Genomic DNA, 17,286 nt, shown 5'->3' with positions numbered 1-17,286 from the left:
GAGCCGCAACGATCCGTGTCTAATATCGATTTGGTCTTGTTCGATTCGATCTGACTATCCATGGAACTGCGGCACCTGCGCTACTTCTCCGTGCTCGCCGAGGAGCTGCACTTCGGGCGCGCGGCGCGGCGGCTGTCGATCTCGCAGCCGCCGCTGTCGGTGGCGATACGCCAGCTCGAGGACAACGTCGGTGCGCGCCTCTTCGAGCGCAACAGCAAGGAGGTGCGGCTCACGCCTGCTGGCGAGGCGCTGCGGGTTTCGGCGCGCCGGCTGCTCCTGCAGGCCGAGGAGGCCGCCATCGAGGCGCGCGACGTGGCGCTGGGTTCGGCCGGGCGGCTGCGCATCGGCTTCGTCGGCGCGATGCTCTACCGGGGCCTGCCGCAGGCGCTGCGCGCCTTCCAGGCGAAGCATCCGGCGGTGCGCATCACGCTGAGCGAGCTCAATTCGGGCATGCAGATCGCCGAGCTGATGAACGACCGGCTCGACCTGGGCTTCGCCCACACGCACCGCGTGCCGCCCGAGCTGCAGCACCGGCTGCTGCTGTCCGAACCCTTCGTGGCCTGCCTGCCCGCCGGCCATGCGCTGGCGCGCAAGCGGGTACTGGCACCGGCCGACCTGCGCGAGCAGCCCTTCGTGCTGTTCTCCCGCGAGGTCTCGCCCGACTACCACGAGCGCATCCTGAGCATCTGCGCCGACGCGGGCTTCCTGCCCGAGGTGAGGCACGAGGTGCGCCACTGGCTGGCGGTGGTCTCGTGGGTGTCGCAGGGGTTGGGCGTGGCGCTGGTGCCGCAGGCGATGCGGCATTCGGCCCTGCGCGGCGCGGTGTTCAGGCCGCTCGACAGGGCGGTGGTGCAGTCGGAGGCCTACGGCATCTGGCGCAACGGCCCGGCCAACGTGCTGGTCGAGCGGCTGCTGGAGGGCGTGGCCGACAGCCTCGCCGCCACGCAGGAAGATCAGGCGTAGAGCGGCTCTTCCGCCATCTGCTCGCACTGCTCCTCGAGCATGAGGATCTGCCCCTTCCAGTAGTCGCTGGAGCCGAACCACGGGAAGTTGATCGGGAAGATCGGGTCTTCCCAGCGCCGCGCCAGCCAGGCGCTGTAGTGGATGAGGCGCAGCGTGCGCAGCGGTTCGATCAGCGCCAGCTCGCGCCGGTCGAACTCGCGGAACTGCTCGTAGCCGTCGAGCAGGCCCGACAGCTGCGCGGTGCGCTGCGCGCGGTCACCGGACAGCAGCATCCACAGGTCCTGCACCGCGAAGCCGGTGCGCGCGTCGTCGAGGTCGACGAAATGGGGCCCGCCGCCGGGGCGGTCGGTGGGCGTCCACAGGATGTTGCCGGGGTGCACGTCGCCGTGCAGGCGCAGCTTGCGGGGCTGGAAGTCGGACGAAGGCGGATTCGCCGCGAGCGCCGTGGCGCCGATCATGTCCAGCGCCTCGTTGCAGGCCTTCTCCCAGTCGCGCTGCACGTCGAGCGGGATCTTTTCGTTGGCGAGCAGCCAGTCGCGCGAGGCGATGCCGAAGCTCTGCAGGTCGAGCACGGGCCGGGCCTCGAAAGGCCTGGCGCCGCCCACGGTGTGGATGCGCGCCAGGAAGCGGCCCACCCATTCGAGCACTTCGAAGTCGTCGAGCTCGGGCGCGCGGCCGCCGCGGTAAGGGCTCACGCTGAAGGCGAAGCCGGCGTGGTGGTGCAGCGTCTTGCCGTCGAAGGCCAGCGGCGGCACGGCCAGCACCTCGGCAGCGGCCAGCTCGAGCGAGAAGCTGTGCTCCTCGAGGATCTCGGCCTCGCTCCAGCGGCCGGGGCGATAGAACTTGACCACCACCACGCTGCGGTCTTCAAGTTGAACCTGGTAGACCCGGTTCTCGTAGGAATTCAGGCCGGTGAGCCGGCCGTCGCCGTACAGGCCGAGCGTCGCGAGCGCGTCGAGCACCACGTCGGGCGTGAGGCTCTCATAGGGATGTGTGTTCGCGGGCGCCGCGGAAGATTGGGTCATGCGGCGATTGTCGTCGCCGCCGGGCGCCCGTCCGTCTCAGGACGTGACGGCCTGCCTGGAAAGGGAAAGGATGTGACCCGTGCGCGGATCGCCCTTGCCGCCCAGCACCTGCGCGTAGGCCGCCTGCACGGCCGCTGCGCCATCGTGATGCTCGGCGCGAAGCCAGGGCGCCTTCGCGTCGGTGACGGTCGCCATGAAGTCGTGCCAGGCGGCGACCATGCGGCGGCCGAACTCCTCGGGGCCCCATTCGGCGGTTCGCTTCTTGATCTGCGCCGGCGCGAAGAAGAGCGTGGCGCGCGGGCCCGGCAGGTCCTTGCCCGCGCCCTTGGCCGCGAGCTGCTCGACGTGCGTGCCGCCGATGGAGCTGCTGTACTTCAGGTTGGCGAAGCGCTCGTGGATGGCGTTGCGCAGCGCGCCGTTGCCGGCGAAGTCGACGTACACGCAGGGCGTGTCGGCCGCGATGGAATCGAGCGTGTCGTAGGTCACGACGCGGTCGTAGCAGCCGAGGCTCTCGCAGAAGGCCACGTTGGCGGGCGAGGTCAGCCCGATCACCTCGATGCCCTCGCGCTTGTGCAGCTGGAAGGCGGTGCCATAGGCCGTCTTGCTCGATGCGCTCGACAGCAGCATGGTGTTGGCGCCGAAGAAATCGTTGTCGGCCATGAAGTCGTCGATCAGCCACGAGGTGATGAACAGCGGGCGCAGCAGCGCCTGGATGTCCTCGGTACCCGCCGTGTAGAGCGGGTCGCTCGCGCAGCGGAAATACTGGTTGTAGACGGCCGGCAGCTCCGCGCGGTGCGGCGCCACGTCGGTGAAGCGCTCGGGCGAAAGCCGCCCGGGGCTCAGCACCGCGCCCGAGGCCATCGGCCAGTAGCCGTACAGCCGCTCGCCCACCGGCACGCCCGGGTGCAGCGACTGCACCACGCTCGCGAAGCCCCACACGGGGATGCTGCCCCAGCCTTCCTCGCCGCTCGGGAAGAACTGCCAGTAGCTCATCGCGTCGCCGAAGGCCGCATACGTGATGTTGTTGGAGGTGAGCGCGAAGCTGTCGATGCGCACCCGCACCTGGCCGTCGGCAAGCGCCTGGTCGGTGGCGGTGCGAAGGCGGGTGGCGGCAAGCTGGTCTTTGCGGATGAGGAGGCTGGTGGTGCTCATGAGCGTGGCTCCTGGCTGGCGGTTGCGGGATTCGCCGACGTTAGCCAAGCTTGATGAAAGGCGCCATCGCGCGGCGGCTTCCGGCGTCACCCGTGAGACATCGGCGGGCATGAAAAAAGCGGCCCGGCTTGAGGCCGGGCCGCTCTGTATGTGATCCCTTCAAGAGAACACCGAGGAACCGGCTCTGCCGGGCCTCAGGTGTTGCCCCCGGTAGGGGGTTGGCGAAGCGACACGAAGTGCGCGTAGCCTGGGGGCGAGCTCAAGCAATGGTCAGTTCGACGTCGATGTTGCCGCGCGTGGCGTTCGAGTACGGGCACACCTGGTGGGCGGTGTCGACCAGCTTCTGCTTGGCTTCGGCGTCGAGGCCGGGCAGCGTGATCGCCAGCTTCACGGCGATGCCGTAGGCGGCGCCGCCGTTCGTCGGGCCGAGGGAAACGCTGGAGTCGATGGCGACGTCTTCAGGCACCTTCACGCCGATCTTCGGGCCGACGGCCTTCATCGCGCCGATGAAGCAGGCGGCATAGCCGACTGCGAACAGCTGCTCGGGGTTGGTACCGGGCTTGCCGGAACCGGGCGAGCTCAGCTTGACGTCGATCGCGCCGTCGCTGGACTTGCCTGCGCCGTCACGGCCGCCGACCGTGTGGGCTTCTGCGGTGTAGAGCACTTTGTCGAGCTTGGTGGTCATGGTGATTCCTTTGGTGGTGATGAAGTTGAAGGGAGGGTGGTGAAAAGGCTTCGTTCTCTTTCCTTGCGGAAGTCGACCGGAGCGGGAGAAACATGTTGCGTGGCGTCAGGCCGCCTTCCTGATGCGGTCGCGCAGCGTCTGGATCTGCTGGGTGAGCGAAACCAGCTCGGGCACCGAGCACTCGGCCGCAGCCATCAGGCAGGCGGGCACGTTGGAGGCGCGGCTCTTGAGCCTGCGGCCCGCGGCGGTCAGCGTGATGTGCACGCGCCGCTCGTCGGCCACGTCGCGCACGCGGGCCACGTAGCCGTTGGCCTCCAGGCGCTTGAGCAGCGGCGTGAGCGTGCCCGAGTCGAGCGAGAGACGCTCGCCGAGCTCGGAGACCATGAGGCCGTCCTGCTCCCAGAGGGCGAGCATCACGAGGTATTGGGGGTAGGTGAGCTGCAGCTTCTCCAGCACCGGCTTGTAGAGCCGGGTCATGGCCAGCGAAGCGGAATAGACGGCGAAACAAAGCTGGTTGTCCAGCTTGAGCATTTCGTCGGCGTTGATGGCGGTGGAGGGCATGGGCTGAATTGTAGCGAACAATTAAATTGCGTGCAATGTAATTTGAAAGTATCGATATACAGCCGGTCCGGGGCACATGAAACCCGGTTTTCGTGTCCGCCTGTTGACCCGGCCCCTGGGGCAGCCCTTACAAAAGCGGAAACTCCCGCCGAAAGGCCACCGTCATGCCGTCCAACGCCCGATTCCTCAGTCCCTCCGAAGCCGCCCGGCGGCTCGGCGTGTCCGCCAAGGCCCTGCGGCTCTACGAGCAGCGCGGGCTGGTGGCGCCCGAGCGCACGGCAGCCGGCTGGCGCGCCTACGGCCCCGGGCAGATGGCTCGCGCCGCAGAGATCGTCGCGCTTCGCGCGCTCGGCTTCAGCCTTGCCCAGGTGGCACGGGTGCTGCAGGGAGACCCGCAGGGCCTGGAACAGACATTGGAGGCCCATCAGGCCGCACTGGAGGCGCAACTGCATGGCCTCGCAGGCACGGTCGCGAAGATCCGCAGCCTGCGAAGCGATCTGCGGCAGGGCCGCACGCCGACCATCGGCGAACTCGCGGACCTGCGCGCACCGGCCTCCGGGGTCCGCGTCGCATTCGAGCTTCCCTGGCCCTGGGGCGGCGAGCTATTCGAGCTGCGCGACATCCGCGCGCTGAACTACATCGTCGGCCCGCTGGGCAGCGGGAAGACGCGGCTGGCGCACAGCCTCGCGAAGGCGCTGCCCGGCGCCGTCTTCCTGGGTCTGCAGAGGCTCGATGCGACCGAACCGGCCGGGGCAAAGGCGAAGCCGCTTGCAGACCATCGATCGAAGTCGAGCGTCGATGCGGCCGTGGCCTGGCTCGTGGAAGACGGAGCAACCCCGTCGGATGCCCTGGGCGTGCTGCTCGCCGCATTGGTCGCCGAGGGGCCTGCTGTCCCGCTGATCGTGGACATGATCGAGCAGGGCCTCGACCAGCCGACGCAGGAAGCCCTCATCGCCTGGCTTCGCCGAAGGGGCCCGGGCGCACGGCCGGTCTTCATGCTCACCCGCTCCTGCGCGATCCTCGACCTGTCCGCCGTGGGCCCCGACGAAAGCATCATCCTGTGCCCGGCCAACCACAGCCCGCCGATGCAGGTCGCGCCGCATCCCGGTTCGCCCGGCTACGAAGCGGTCGCCACCTGCCTGGCCTCGCCGGAGGTGCGGGCGCGGACAGCAGGCGTCATCGCATGGCGTCCGCCGGGCCGGCTACAGGCCGCTGCCGCTACGCCTTGAACCTCTTGCGCGTCAGCCCCAGCGCGATCCAGAACGCCGCTACCGCATACACCGCCAGCACCACCGCGTGCACCCACCAGCCGGTGGGCCACTGGTCCATGAACAGCGGCCGCACCAGCGCCACCGCGTTCGTCAGCGGCAGCCAGGCCGCCACGGCCTGCACCGCGGCAGGCAGCTGTTCCAGCGGAAAGAACACGCCGCTCAGGAACATCATCGGCGTCATGAACAGCGTGAAGTAGTAGGTGAAGAAGTCGTAGCCCTTGGCCAGCGCGTTGAAGATCAGCGCGATCGACGAGAAGGTGATGCCCGCGCCGATCAGAACCATCCATGCCACGACGAGCTTCGGGCTGTGGCTGATGCCGAGGCCCAGCATCACGAAGAGGATGGCCGTCACCGTGAAGATCGACTTGAACGCTGCCCACAGCATCTCGGCCAGCACGATGTCGTCGAGGCCGACCGGCGCGTTCATGATGCCGTCCCAGGTCTTCTGCACGTGCATGCGCGAGAAGGCCGAGTACAGCGCCTCGAAGCTCGCCGCGTTCATCGCGCTCATGCAGATCGATCCGCTGGCCAGGAACAGGATGTACGGCACCTTCGTGCCGTCGACCGACACCTGCCCCACCAGCGCCCCCATGCCGTAGCCGAAGGCCACCAGCCAGATCAGCGGCTCGGCGATGTTGCCGATCAGGCTCGGTATCGCGAGCTTGCGCCACACCAGCAGGTTGCGCAGGAACACGGGCCACCAGCGCAGGGAAAGCTCTGGTGGGCGCCACAGTGAAGGCGAGGGGGGCGTTGAAGTCGACGCCGGACTCGATACGTTGTTCATGGCTGCTGCTCCATCTCAGGAATACCGCGGAACCGGCTTTGCCGGGCCGCCGGTATTGCCCCCGGCGAGGGGGGTGGCGGCCACACGACGTGGGCAAGCCTGGGGGGTGAGCCTCATCTTTAGCCGTCCTCGCGGATCTGGCGACCCGTGAGCTTGAGGAAAAGATCTTCGAGGTTCGCGGGGCGGTGGAAGGTGCGCAGTCCACCGTGCCTTGTCAGCGTTTCGAGCAGCCTGCGCGAGTCCTGCGTGTAGAAGAACACCGTCTCGCCGCTGACCTCCACGCGCGCCGCCATCGCCTTCAGCTCGGCCGACTCGGCCAGCGACAGCGCACCGTTGCCGTACACCTCGACCACGTCGGGCTCCAGGTGCTCGGCGATGAGGTCGCGTGGGCGGCCCTCGGCGATCTTGCGGCCGTGGTCCAGCACCAGCAGGCGCGAGCACAGGCGCTCGGCCTCGTCCATGAAATGCGTGGTCAGCAGGATCGACTTGCCCTGCTGCAGCAGCACCTGCAGCCGCTCCCACATCAGGTGCCGCGCCTGCGGGTCGAGCCCGGTGGTGGGCTCGTCGAGCAGCAGCAGCTTCGGGTCGTTGACCAATGCGCGCGCCAGAGAGAGCCGACGCCGCATGCCGCCCGAGAGCTCGCCCGGCTTCGCATCGGCCTTGTGCGAGAGCGCCGCGAACTCCAGCAACTGCGGCACGCGTGCGCGCACCTGTGTCTTGCTGAAGCCGAAGTAGCGGCCGTACACCACGAGGTTCTCGGCGCAGCTGAAGTCGGGGTCGAGCGTGTCGAACTGCGACACCACGCCGAGCTGCGCCTTGATCGCCAGCGCATCGCGCGGCATCTGCAGCCCGAGCGCGGAGATCTCGCCGCCGTCGGGCGCCGTGAGGCCCAGGCACATTCGGATGGTGGTGGTCTTGCCGGCGCCGTTCGGCCCGATCACGCCCAGGCATTCGCCGGGCGCGATCTCGAAGGACAGGTCGTCCACGACCGTGGTGTCGCCATAGCGCTTGAGCAGATGGCTGGCGTGGAAGAGGGGAGGCGGGCTGGAGGATGTCGTGGGCGGCACGCGGCCATTCTGACGCACGCCGGCGGCGTGCGTGCCGGGTCCTCGATAACCCGGGTCGGGGCGCGTTCCCGGCGGCCCCACAATCGCAGTCCATCAACGTTCGAATATCTGGCATTGCAACGGGGGGGAGGCCCAAGGATGCTGCGTTTCTGGTTGGCGCTGGCGGCGCTGTCGCTGCTCGGTGCCTGCGCACCTTTTCACCGGCCGCTGGCGGCCGCGGACCGCAACAAGGTCGGCGAAGTCGACCTGCGCGTCGTCGTCGCGCAGGAGAGCTTCATGTTCTCGGCGCAGGCGCCCGGCGTGAGCGCGGCCACGGGCGGCGGGCTCATCGGCGCGCTCATCGATTCCTCGGTGCAGCAGTCGCGCCAGAAGGACATGAGCGCCGAGGTGCAGGCCATCGTCGGCCCGCTGCTCGACTACGACTACCGCGCCGAGGCCGCCCGGGCGCTCGAGGCGCAGCTCGGCGAGCCGTCGACCTTTCCGCTGAAGATCCGCTCGGCGCAGCTGCTGCCGGCCATGCCGGCCAAGGCCGAGCACGAGGCCCGCATCGCCGCCACGAAGAACGGGCCGTCCTACATGGTGCTGTTGCTGCAGTACGCGCTGGAGCCCGGCCTGGGCGCCTTCACCACGCGCACCTCGGCGCTGCTCTGGCAGGACGGCAGGAGCGAGCCCACTTACCGCGCCGCCGCCATCTTCCAGACGCCCGTGGGCGGCGTCGCGCGCGCCACCGTTCTGCGCCGCCTCACCGCGGAGGACGGGCAGGTGTTGCGCGGCATGATGCGCGAGTCGATGACACAGACATTGCATGCGGTGGCGCTCGACCTCGCCGGCGCGCGCTCGGGGCCGGTGAAGACCGCGCGCTTCAACGTCAACGGCTCATGGGTGACGCTGGCCGGCCAGAGCTTCGACGAGCGTCCGGGCCGCGTGCTGTTCCGCGACCAGGACGGCGCGCTCTATTCGGTGAGGAGCGCTGCGCCATGACGCCACTGCTGCAAGCCTGGAGGCCGGTCGTCTTCCGCGCCCTGTGCATGCTCGGCGCCATGCCGGGCATCTCGCACGCGCTGACCGAGACCGAGCCGCTTCCCATGGTCTACGAGGCGGCACCCGAGCCGGCCGAGCGGCCCAACAGCACGCCCGCCCCGGCGCTGCGCGTGACGAGCGGCTGCACGCTGTACCTGCCGAGGATCGACGACACCCGCCTGAACAAGGCCAACGTCGGCAACCTGACGCTCATGCTGCCGACGCTGCACGCCACGCCTGTGAAGGTGCAGTCCATCCGGGCCGGCGGCGATCCGGTCGAGTGGACGCGCAGTGCGCTGCAGTCCGCGAGCCGCTACGGCCTGCAGGTCGTGAGCGCAGTGCCGCCCTCCACCGGCGCCACGCGGCAGGCCACGGCCGAAGTCGCGCTGCGCCTGGCGCATTCGTGGTCGTCGGGCCTCAACCTCGTCTCGCACGTCGTGCTGCAGGCCAGCTTCCGCATGCCCGGCACCGAGGCCGTGGTGCGCCAGTACCACGGCATGGGCACGCGCGCCAACTGGGCCAACGGCAACGGCGAATTCATGTCGGTGCTCAACCTCGGCATGGAAGAGGCTGTGCGAGGCCTCGTCGTCGACGTGGCCGCGCTGTGCGATGGCAAACCCCTGCCCGCGAGGGCCCCCGCGCCATGAACACGATCGCCCGGCAACCCAACAAGAGCAGGCTCGAACTGCACCTGACCTGCGGCGCGATGCACGCCGCGCAGATCCCGTCCTTCGTCGAGGTCTGCGAGCAGGTCGGGCTCAAGCCGCTGCTGATCGACCTCGCCAACGGCGAGCAGAAGCAGCAGCCCATGGCCACCACCTGGCTGCGCGGTGACCTGGCAGAGGCCAAGGCCGAGGCGATGGCGCTCGCGCAATGGCTGGCCCGCGCGGGCATGGCGGTGCTGCGCGTGAAGGTCGAGGCGCCGATCGAGAGTCATGAGAGCCTTGAGTGGCCGAACCAGTATTTCAGATGGCACGGCAAGCTGCGGTTGCGCGATGTCTCGGCGTTGCAGCAGCTGTGTGAAGAGCACGGTGCACGGCTTTCGCGCGACGACATCGGCGATGAACCCGATGTTCACGTAGTGACGCTGCGCAGCCACGAGCCGCTGGCCGGCTTCAAGGCGCGTGTCGCTGCCTTGGCCGCGCACCTGGATCGCGAAGGCTGGCCGCTGATGAAGCAGCATTCGCAGGTCTGCCTGCACGACAGCTCGCTGCACGCGGCCGCATGACATCGCGGCCGCCGCCGCTCAAAGCCTGAGCCCCTCGAACTCCATCTTCATCCAATCGATGAACGCCCGCGTGCGCGCCGGCAGCAGCCTCGCATTCGGATAGATCACGCTCACCGGGCGCGGCGGCGGCTCGAAGTCTTCGAGCACCAGTTTCAGCCGGCCCTGTGCCACATGGGGCATCACCTGGTACGAGAAGAAGGTGCCGAAGCCCATGCCCGCCGCGCACGACTCGATGGCCGGCGCGAGGTGGTTGAACTCCAGCCGGGTGTCGGGCGTCACGCCGATCGCCTTGCCGCCCTCGTAGAACTGCCACTGCGTCGGCGCGTCGACGCGGCCGCGCACGCACGGTGCGCCGTTCAGTTCGCGCGGGTGCATCGGCGTGCCGTGCCGCGCCAGGTAGTCGGGGCTCGCGACCAGCACGCGGCGGATGGTGCCCATGGTCTGTGCGACGAGCGACGAATCTTCCAGCGGGCTGATGCGGATACCGACGTCGATGCCTTCCTCCAGCAGGTTCACCGTGCGGTCGTACAGCCGCACGCTGCAGCGCACCTTCTCGTAACGCTGCATGAAGCGAACGATGGCGGGCGCCACGTACATGTGGCCGAAGAGCACCGGCGCGGTGATGGTGAGCTGGCCCGCGGGCTCGCGGGCCTCGGCCTTCAGCGCGAGATCGGCGGCGTCGGCCGCGAGCAGCAGCTCGCGCGCGCTCGGCAGGTAGCTGCGCCCTTCCTCGGTGAGCGAGAGGCGGCGCGTGGTGCGGTGGAAGAGGCGCACGCCCAGGTGGGCTTCCAGGGCGGCGAGCGATCGCACCACGGCGGGCAGCGAGGTGCCCAGCGCCTCGGCGGCGCGAGTGAGGCTGCCCTGGTCGGCGATCTGGACGAAGTTCTGCAGGGCCTTGAAGCGATCCATGGGTCGATTAAACCGGAAAACGCAGCAGTCAAATACAGGAATGGCTATTCATTCATTCCACGCAAGAGAGAAGAATCCAGTCCATGCCTCATCTCTTCACGGAAAAGGAATCGCCCATGGCCGCCACCCGCCCCGCCCAGCCGATCAAGCTCTACGGCTCCTCCATCTCGGGCCACGTGCATCGCGTGCGCCTGTTCCTCACGATGCTCGGGCTGCCCTTCGAGAGCATCGAGCTCGACATGCGCAAGCGCGAGAACCGCACGCCCGAGTTCCTTGCGCGCAATCCCTTCGGCCAGGTGCCGGTGATCGAGGACGGCGATCTGACGCTGGCCGATTCCAACGCCATCCTGGTCTATCTCAACGAGCGCTATTCGTCCGATCCGACGCGCTGGATGCCGCGCGACGCGGTCGGCGCGGCGCGCGTGCAGCGCTGGTTCTCGGTGGCGGCCGGTCCGCTGGCCTATGGCCCGGCGGCCGCGCGGGTCATGGTGCTGTTCGGCCATGCGACCGATCCGACGGATACCGTCAAGCGCTCGCACGCGCTGCTCTCGGTGATGGAAACGCACCTGCAGCAGCAGCCCTTCCTTGCAGGCCCCGATGCCACGCTGGCCGACATCGCGAACTACGCCTACGTGGCGCATGCCCCCGAAGGCAGCGTGTCGCTCGACGGCTATCCGAGCGTGCGCGAGTGGCTGGCGCGCGTGGAAGCGCTGCCCGGCTTCGTGCCGATGGTGCGCACTCCCGTCGGACTCGCTGCGGAGGCCAAGTCATGATCGCCGCGCCCTTCCATGCCGGCGAGCGCACGCTGCAGGCGCTGGCGGGCTCGCGCGAGCAGATGGAGGTCGCCGGGCCCCGCGTGATCCGCGACTACATGCCCGACCAGCACCGCGAGTTCTTCTCGCTGCTGCCCTTCATCGTGGCCGGCAGCCTCGACGAAGAGCTGCAGCCCTGGGCCAGCGTGCTCGCGGGGCCCACCGGCTTCGTGCACTCGCCGGATGCCACGCACCTGCGCATCGACGCGCTGCCGGCTGCCGGCGACCCGCTCATCGGCCAGCTGAAGCAGGGCGCCACGCTGGGCCTGCTCGGCATCCAGCCGCACACGCGGCGGCGCAACCGCATGAACGGAACCGTGGAGGCGCTCGATGCGGCGGGCTTCAGCGTCGCGGTGCAGCAGAGCTTCGGCAACTGCCCGCGCTACATCCAGGCGCGCGAGCCGGAGTTCGTCGCGCCGCGCGCTGCCGATGCGGCTCCCGCGCAATGGCTCGACAGGCTGGACCTTGCCGCGCACCGCCTCATCGGCAGCGCCGACACGCTGTTCATCGCCACCGCCTACCCCGACGAAGCCGCGGCGGGCGACGGGGCCGACGCGAGCTCGCACGGCGTCGACGTGTCGCATCGCGGCGGCCGCCCGGGCTTCGTGCGCATCGACGGCGACGACACGCTCATCCTGCCGGACTTCAACGGCAACCGCTTCTTCAACACGCTGGGCAACCTCGCGGTGCATCCGCGCGCGGGCCTGCTCTTCGTCGACTTCGACAGCGGCGACCTGCTGCACGTGGCGGCCACGGCCGAGATCGTGTGGAACGGACCCGAGGTGGATGCCTTCGAAGGCGCCGAGCGGCTGGTGCGCTTCCACGTCACGCACGCGCTGCGCCGTCCGGGTGCGCTGCCGCTGCGCTGGGGCGACGCGCAGCTGTCGCCGCACCTCGCGGGCACGGGTCAGTGGAACACGGGGATGCGGCCGTTGACCGACGGGCGGTAGCTCCAGCCGCGCAGGCGCTGCGCGTCGAGGTCGGCTGCATGCTGCTGCAGCAGCGTGTGGAGGCTGGCCGCCGCCAGCGTGCAGGCCAGCGCCTGTCCCGGGCAGGCGTGCATGCCGTGGCCGAAGCCGAGCATGCGGCGGCGCTCCCGCATCGGCATGAACCGGTCGGGCTCGGTGTTGAACGCCGGATCGCGGTTGGCCGATGCCAGCAGCACCAGCACCGTGTCGCCTGCAGCCACGTCGGTGCCGGCGATGGTGGCGGCCTCGGCGGCGAAGCGCCGCGTGTTCTGCACCGAGGGATCGTGGCGCGCGGTTTCCTCGACGATGGCTTGCAGTCCATTGCGCGTGCGGGCCGAGGGCAACAGCGATGGCTCGCGCATCAGAGAGATCAAGCTGTTGCCGACCAGGCCAGCCGTGGCGTCGCAGGTCTGCGAGAGCAGGCCAGCGAGGTTCGCGAGCAGCGAGCGCGAGGGGGGCGCATCGCCGGAGCCCTCGGCCAGCACCGCTGCGAGCAGCGTGCCGTGACGAGGCGCATTGCCGGCCGCCAGCGCTTCGAAGCGCGCCATCAGCTGCGCAGCCGCCGTGCTCGCGCGCTGCAGCTGCTCGGGCGTGGAAAGCGGCGAGAGGCAGGCCACGAAGTCGCGCATCCACCGGTCCACCTGCGGCAGCGCATCGTCGGCGAAGCCGAGCAGGTGGGCGACGGACTGCACAGGCATCGAGAACGACGCCTCGGAAAGCGGCTGCTGCTGCGCCAGCACGCGCTGCGCCACCTGCAGCGTTGACGCGTAGACCGCATCCAGGTCCAGCGCGGCGAGCGCGCGCTGCAGCGCAGGCCTGTGCGCCTGGTGCGCGGCGCCGTCGTTCATGCGGACGAGGTGGCCGAACACCTCGCCGGCCGGGCTGCCCATGATGGCGCGCGGCACGGGCTCCGCGGCCGGCCGCACGCGCAGGGCGCCGTGGGCCTGCAGCACCTGCTCGATCACGTCGGCACGGCTCGCGACCCACAGGCGCAGCTGCGCGTTCCATGCGAGCGCCGGTCCGGCGCGAAGGGCAGCGTAGTAAGGATAGGGGTCTGCATGCGTGGCAGCCGCGACCGGATCTGCGGGCATGGCGGAGAGCGTGGGGCTTGGGTTCATCGCGCCAGTGTGCTGTCGAAGCTGCCGCCACACTTCGCCCGTGAACGAAGTGTGGCGTGTGCCGCCGTCTTAGGATGGGCGCATGGACGACACCCTTTCATCCTCCGCCGACTTCCAGCTCGCCCGACTGGCCGGGGCCATCGCCGAGCCGGCGCGCGCCCGCATGCTGAGCTGCCTGATGGACGGCCACGCACGCACCGCCACCGAGCTCGCCACCGTTGCCGAGGTGGCCGCCTCCACCGCCAGCGCGCACCTCGCCCGGTTGAAGGAAGAGCGACTGGTCGACGTGCTGGTGCAGGGCAAGCACCGCTACTTCCGCCTCGCCAGCGACGACGTCGCCTCGGCGCTCGAAAGCCTGATGGTGGTGGCCGGCACTCCACGCACACCCGAGTTCAGGCCCAGCACGCCCAGCCGCCTGCGCAGCGCGCGCACCTGCTACGACCACATGGCGGGCACGGCCGGCGTCGAGCTGCACGACCGGCTGCACGCCCATGGCTGGCTCAGCGGCCTGCAGAGCGGCTCGTACGAACTCACGCCCGAAGGTGCGATCGCGCTGGAGAGCCTGGGCGTGAAGATCGACGAGGTGCGCCGCTCCCGCCGCCGCTTCGCCTGCGCCTGCCTCGACTGGAGCGAGCGCCGCCCGCACCTGGGCGGCGCGCTGGGCGCGGCATGGCTGCAGCTGTCGCTGAAGCGCGGGTGGGTGCGGCAGGAGCTGGATGGGCGCGCGCTCACGTTGACGCCGAAGGCGCAGCGCGAGATGCCGGAACTCTTCGCCTGAACGAGCAGGGGCCACCGGCTGCAAGGCGCCGCGACATCGCCCCCGGAAGGGGCAAGGCGTGCGCGGCGCGAAGCCTGGAGGTGAGCCCGCCTCAGGCCTTGAGCTTGAGCAGATAGATCAGTGGCCCGGCCATCGCCGTGTCGGTCTCGAGGAAGTTCTCGAACTCCTTGCCTTCCAGCCAGAACGGGTCCCAGTTGTTCTGCTTGACGGTTTTCTGCCACAGATCGGTGGCGGTGGCGCGCTTCACCACGGTCAGCAGGGCGGTCTTGCGGTACGGCGGCACCTTGCGGCCGGTGAGCACGCCGCGCCAGTTGGCGAGGTCGGCGTCCACGCCCTGCTCGCGCACCGAGGCGATGCCCTGGAACGGCCGCTTCGACGACACGCCGATGGCGCGCAGCTTGCCGTTGGCGATGCTCTCGGCGAACTCGCTGTAGCCCGAGATGCCTGCTGCGGCCTTGCCGCTTTCCAGCGCCTCGACCACCTCCGCGCCGCCGGGGTGCGCCTGGTAGACCAGCGACTGCGAGGCCTCGGCCACGCGCGCCAGCATGCCGGCATACATGTGGTCCACGCCGCCGGCCGAGCCGCCTGCGATGACGGTGTTGGCCGCGTCCGCGTGCAGCTGCGTGATCAGGTCCTTCGGCGTCTTGATGGGGGAGTCGGCCTTGACCGCGATCACCTCGTAGTCGCTGGTGAGGCGGGCGATGGGCGCCATGCTGGCCATGGTGACGGCCGGCTTCTGCAGCGCCACCGCGCCGACCATGACCATGCCGCTCATCAGCAGGGTGTCGGGGTCGGCGTCGTATTTCTCGACATACTTGGCCAGGCCGATGGTGCCGCCCTTGCCGCCGACGTTCTCGTACACCACGCTGCCGACCGCGCCCGACGCCAGCATGGCGGCGCCCAGCGCACGGCCCGTCTGGTCCCAGCCGCCGCCTTCGTTGGCGGGGATCACGATGCGCAGCCGGTTGCTCAACGGCGCGTCGGCGGCGTGCGCGGAGCGCGGCCACAGCGCGGCGTGTCCTGCGCCGGCTGCCGCGGCCGAGGCCGCGATCCATGCAGAGAAACTGCGACGGGAAATGGGGGGAACGGAGCGCGACTGGGTCATCTTCTTTCCGGTTGTCGTGGGATAGACCGGATGATGTCCGCGAAACGCGCCGATCAGGCGTGCCCGCGGGCAGGACAAACCCTGAGGCCCGGCCCTGGTCGCGGGCCTGCTGGAGCCGTTCTTCTTACTGGAACGCCACTTCGGCGAAGCTGCGCAGCTTGCGGCTGTGCAGCCGGGTCGAGCCCTCGGCGCGCAGGATGTCGATGGCCCGCATGCCGATGCGCAGGTGCTGCTCCACGCGTTCACGGTAGAAGTGGTTGGCCATGCCGGGCAGCTTGATCTCGCCGTGCAGCGGCTTGTCGCTCACGCACAGCAGGGTGCCGTAGGGCACGCGGAAGCGGAAGCCGTTGGCCGCGATGGTCGCGCTTTCCATGTCCAGCGCCACCGCGCGGCTCTGGCTGAAGCGGCGCTGCGGCTGGTTGCCGGGCAGCAGCTCCCAGTTGCGGTTGTCGGTGCTGGCCACGGTGCCGGTGCGCATGATCTTCTTCAGGTCGGGCCCCTCGTAGCGGGTGACGTCGGCCACGGCTTTTTCCAGCGCGAGCTGGATCTCCGACAGCGCCGGAATAGGCACCCAAAGCGGCAGTTCCTCGTCGAGCACGTGGTCCTCGCGCACGTAGGCGTGGGCCAGCACGTAGTCGCCGAGCTGCTGCGTGTTGCGCAGGCCGGCGCAGTGGCCCAGCATCATCCAGGCGTGCGGACGCAGCACCGCGATGTGGTCGGTGATGGTCTTGGCGTTGGCCGGGCCGACGCCGATGTTGACCATGGTGGTGCCGCTGCAGTCCTCGCGCACCAGGTGGTAGGCCGGCATCTGCGGCAGCCGCGGGGGCGCGGTGCCCTGGCTGCCGTCGAGCAGGTGGCCATAGGTGGCGCTCGAGCCGGCGGGCAGGCCGCGCCGGCGCGTGACCACGTTGCCCGGCTCGATGAAGGCGACGTACTCGCTGTTCTCGTCGGCCATGGCCTCGTGGCCCAGCCGCACGAACTCGTCGATGTAGAACTGGTAGTTGGTGAACAGCACGAAGTTCTGGAACCACTCCGGCGCCGTGCCCGAGTAGTGGCGCAGGCGGTGCAGCGAATAGTCGACCCGCGCGGCGGTGAACAGCGACAGCGGCTGCGCCTCGCCGTCGCGCGCCTCGAAGGTGCCGTTGGCGATGCCGTCGTCCATCACGCCCAGGTCGGGCAGGTCGAACACGTCGCGCATGAGGGCCCGGCGCTCGGCGCTCATGGTGCCTTCGATGTGGTCGTTCTCGGCGAAGGAGAAGTGGATCGGGATCGGCTGCGTGCTGGTGCCCACCTCCAGCTCGACCTGGTGGTTCTCCAGCAGCAGGCGGAACTGGTCGAGGTAGTAGCGCGCGAACAGGTCGGGGCGCGTCAGCGTGGTCTCGTAGCGGCCGGGACCGGCCACGAAGCCGTAGCTCAGGCCGGCGTTGGCCGGCGGCGTGTGGCGCGAGACGGTGTGGGTGTGCACCCGCACGAAGGGGTAGCAGGCCCGCACCCGCCCCGGCAGTTCCTCGCCGGCGACGAAGCGCAGCATCGATTCGCGCAGGTGCGTCAGGCCGCTCTGGTAGATGAGCTTGACCTGCTCGAGTGCGGCGGCGGCGTCGGTGAAGCGGGCGGGGGCGACGAATGTGGGCATGTAGGGCATGCCGGCATTGTGCAATGGCTGCTGGGTTGCTTCGGGCCGCTGTTCGGGGCGCGATCACGCCGACGGGGTACCTTGCTCCGCGAATGTCCCCCGGGGCTTCGCCCCTCCTCCTGATATTGTTCATCCGCTCCCGTAGCGCTGAAGGGAGCCCGTTCGGTAGACCCTGTGCTCCTCCTTGGGCTATCCAGCCCGCAATAA

18 protein-coding genes are annotated in these 17,286 nt (G+C 69.4%); 8 read left to right on the top strand and 10 right to left on the bottom strand.

Going from position 1 to position 17,286, the window contains the following annotated elements; translation table 11 throughout:
- Window positions 1-60 precede the first annotated feature (60 nt).
- Entirely contained in the window at window positions 61-963 is a 903-nt protein-coding gene (locus FHY06_RS33980; RefSeq protein WP_184607621.1) for a LysR family transcriptional regulator, read from the top strand.
- On the opposite strand, the gene FHY06_RS33975 is transcribed toward FHY06_RS33980, so the two are convergent.
- The 4 genes from FHY06_RS33975 to FHY06_RS33960 form a co-directional block, all read right to left on the bottom strand.
- Window positions 954-1,988 carry a serine/threonine protein kinase gene (locus FHY06_RS33975; RefSeq protein WP_184607620.1) on the bottom strand — a complete coding sequence of 345 codons (1,035 nt, stop codon included), beginning with the start codon at window positions 1,986-1,988 and terminating at the stop codon, window positions 954-956. The two genes, FHY06_RS33980 and FHY06_RS33975, sit on opposite strands and share 10 nt — an antisense overlap.
- Before the next feature lie 36 nt (window positions 1,989-2,024).
- On the bottom strand, window positions 2,025-3,140 hold the full coding sequence (locus FHY06_RS33970) for a DUF2855 family protein (protein ID WP_184607619.1): 1,116 nt from the start codon (window positions 3,138-3,140) through the stop codon (window positions 2,025-2,027).
- A gap of 259 nt (window positions 3,141-3,399) precedes the next feature.
- Window positions 3,400-3,825, bottom strand: a complete 426-nt coding sequence (locus FHY06_RS33965) for an organic hydroperoxide resistance protein (protein WP_019657755.1) — start codon at window positions 3,823-3,825, stop codon at window positions 3,400-3,402.
- 105 nt (window positions 3,826-3,930) lie between these two features.
- Window positions 3,931-4,386: a MarR family winged helix-turn-helix transcriptional regulator gene (locus tag FHY06_RS33960; RefSeq protein ID WP_019657756.1), complete on the bottom strand. Its 456-nt coding sequence runs from the start codon at window positions 4,384-4,386 to the stop codon at window positions 3,931-3,933.
- A 164-nt stretch (window positions 4,387-4,550) separates the two neighbouring features.
- Between FHY06_RS33960 and FHY06_RS33955 the strand changes: the two genes are divergently transcribed.
- Window positions 4,551-5,615 carry a MerR family transcriptional regulator gene (locus FHY06_RS33955; RefSeq protein ID WP_184607618.1) on the top strand — a complete coding sequence of 355 codons (1,065 nt, stop codon included), beginning with the start codon at window positions 4,551-4,553 and terminating at the stop codon, window positions 5,613-5,615.
- On the opposite strand, the gene FHY06_RS33950 is transcribed toward FHY06_RS33955, so the two are convergent.
- On the bottom strand, window positions 5,605-6,441 hold the full coding sequence (locus FHY06_RS33950) for an ABC transporter permease (protein ID WP_184607617.1): 837 nt from the start codon (window positions 6,439-6,441) through the stop codon (window positions 5,605-5,607). The genes FHY06_RS33955 and FHY06_RS33950 overlap by 11 nt on opposite strands.
- Before the next feature lie 119 nt (window positions 6,442-6,560).
- On the bottom strand, window positions 6,561-7,508 hold the full coding sequence (locus tag FHY06_RS33945) for an ATP-binding cassette domain-containing protein (protein ID WP_184607616.1): 948 nt from the start codon (window positions 7,506-7,508) through the stop codon (window positions 6,561-6,563).
- A 138-nt stretch (window positions 7,509-7,646) separates the two neighbouring features.
- Between FHY06_RS33945 and FHY06_RS33940 the strand changes: the two genes are divergently transcribed.
- Genes FHY06_RS33940 through FHY06_RS33930 form a run of 3 tightly spaced genes read left to right on the top strand, consistent with a single transcriptional unit; the run spans window position 7,647 to window position 9,756 of the window.
- The gene (locus tag FHY06_RS33940; RefSeq protein WP_184607615.1) at window positions 7,647-8,489 is read left to right on the top strand and encodes a hypothetical protein; all 843 of its coding nucleotides are present in this window, start codon (window positions 7,647-7,649) and stop codon (window positions 8,487-8,489) included.
- On the top strand, window positions 8,486-9,175 hold the full coding sequence (locus tag FHY06_RS33935; protein WP_184607614.1) for a hypothetical protein: 690 nt from the start codon (window positions 8,486-8,488) through the stop codon (window positions 9,173-9,175). Before FHY06_RS33940 ends, FHY06_RS33935 begins: the two co-directional genes overlap by 4 nt.
- Window positions 9,172-9,756, top strand: a complete 585-nt coding sequence (locus FHY06_RS33930; RefSeq protein WP_184607613.1) for a hypothetical protein — start codon at window positions 9,172-9,174, stop codon at window positions 9,754-9,756. The genes FHY06_RS33935 and FHY06_RS33930 overlap by 4 nt, the downstream gene beginning before the upstream one ends.
- 18 nt (window positions 9,757-9,774) lie before the next feature.
- Here the strand turns inward: FHY06_RS33930 and FHY06_RS33925 are convergent, their stop codons facing one another.
- Complete coding sequence (locus FHY06_RS33925) at window positions 9,775-10,665, bottom strand: LysR family transcriptional regulator (protein WP_132756230.1); 891 nt, start codon at window positions 10,663-10,665, stop codon at window positions 9,775-9,777.
- A 116-nt stretch (window positions 10,666-10,781) separates the two neighbouring features.
- Between FHY06_RS33925 and FHY06_RS33920 the strand changes: the two genes are divergently transcribed.
- Both FHY06_RS33920 and FHY06_RS33915 read left to right on the top strand, forming a co-directional pair.
- Window positions 10,782-11,438 (top strand): glutathione S-transferase family protein, encoded by a 657-nt coding sequence (locus FHY06_RS33920; RefSeq protein ID WP_184607612.1) that lies wholly within the window; start codon window positions 10,782-10,784, stop codon window positions 11,436-11,438.
- Entirely contained in the window at window positions 11,435-12,427 is a 993-nt protein-coding gene (locus FHY06_RS33915) for a pyridoxamine 5'-phosphate oxidase family protein (RefSeq protein ID WP_019657765.1), read from the top strand. The genes FHY06_RS33920 and FHY06_RS33915 overlap by 4 nt, the downstream gene beginning before the upstream one ends.
- On the opposite strand, the gene FHY06_RS33910 is transcribed toward FHY06_RS33915, so the two are convergent.
- Window positions 12,385-13,563, bottom strand: coding sequence for a cytochrome P450 (locus FHY06_RS33910; RefSeq protein ID WP_409327484.1), 1,179 nt, complete (start codon window positions 13,561-13,563; stop codon window positions 12,385-12,387). The two genes, FHY06_RS33915 and FHY06_RS33910, sit on opposite strands and share 43 nt — an antisense overlap.
- Before the next feature lie 82 nt (window positions 13,564-13,645).
- Here FHY06_RS33910 and FHY06_RS33905 point away from each other — a divergent pair, with 82 nt between their 5' ends.
- Window positions 13,646-14,341: an ArsR/SmtB family transcription factor gene (locus tag FHY06_RS33905; RefSeq protein WP_184607611.1), complete on the top strand. Its 696-nt coding sequence runs from the start codon at window positions 13,646-13,648 to the stop codon at window positions 14,339-14,341.
- A 91-nt stretch (window positions 14,342-14,432) separates the two neighbouring features.
- On the opposite strand, the gene FHY06_RS33900 is transcribed toward FHY06_RS33905, so the two are convergent.
- Together FHY06_RS33900 and FHY06_RS33895 are read right to left on the bottom strand one after the other, a co-directional pair.
- A complete protein-coding gene (locus FHY06_RS33900; protein WP_019657768.1) occupies window positions 14,433-15,446 on the bottom strand; it encodes a Bug family tripartite tricarboxylate transporter substrate binding protein in 1,014 nt (337 codons plus the stop codon).
- 124 nt (window positions 15,447-15,570) lie between these two features.
- On the bottom strand, window positions 15,571-17,088 hold the full coding sequence (locus FHY06_RS33895; RefSeq protein WP_019657769.1) for an AMP nucleosidase: 1,518 nt from the start codon (window positions 17,086-17,088) through the stop codon (window positions 15,571-15,573).
- Window positions 17,089-17,286 lie beyond the last annotated feature (198 nt).

This window comes from Variovorax atrisoli, from assembly GCF_014195185.1.
In the GTDB taxonomy this organism is placed as follows: domain Bacteria; phylum Pseudomonadota; class Gammaproteobacteria; order Burkholderiales; family Burkholderiaceae_C; genus Variovorax; species Variovorax atrisoli.
Note: the sequence above shows the minus strand (reverse complement) of the source record. Positions and strands in the feature narration are given on the sequence as shown.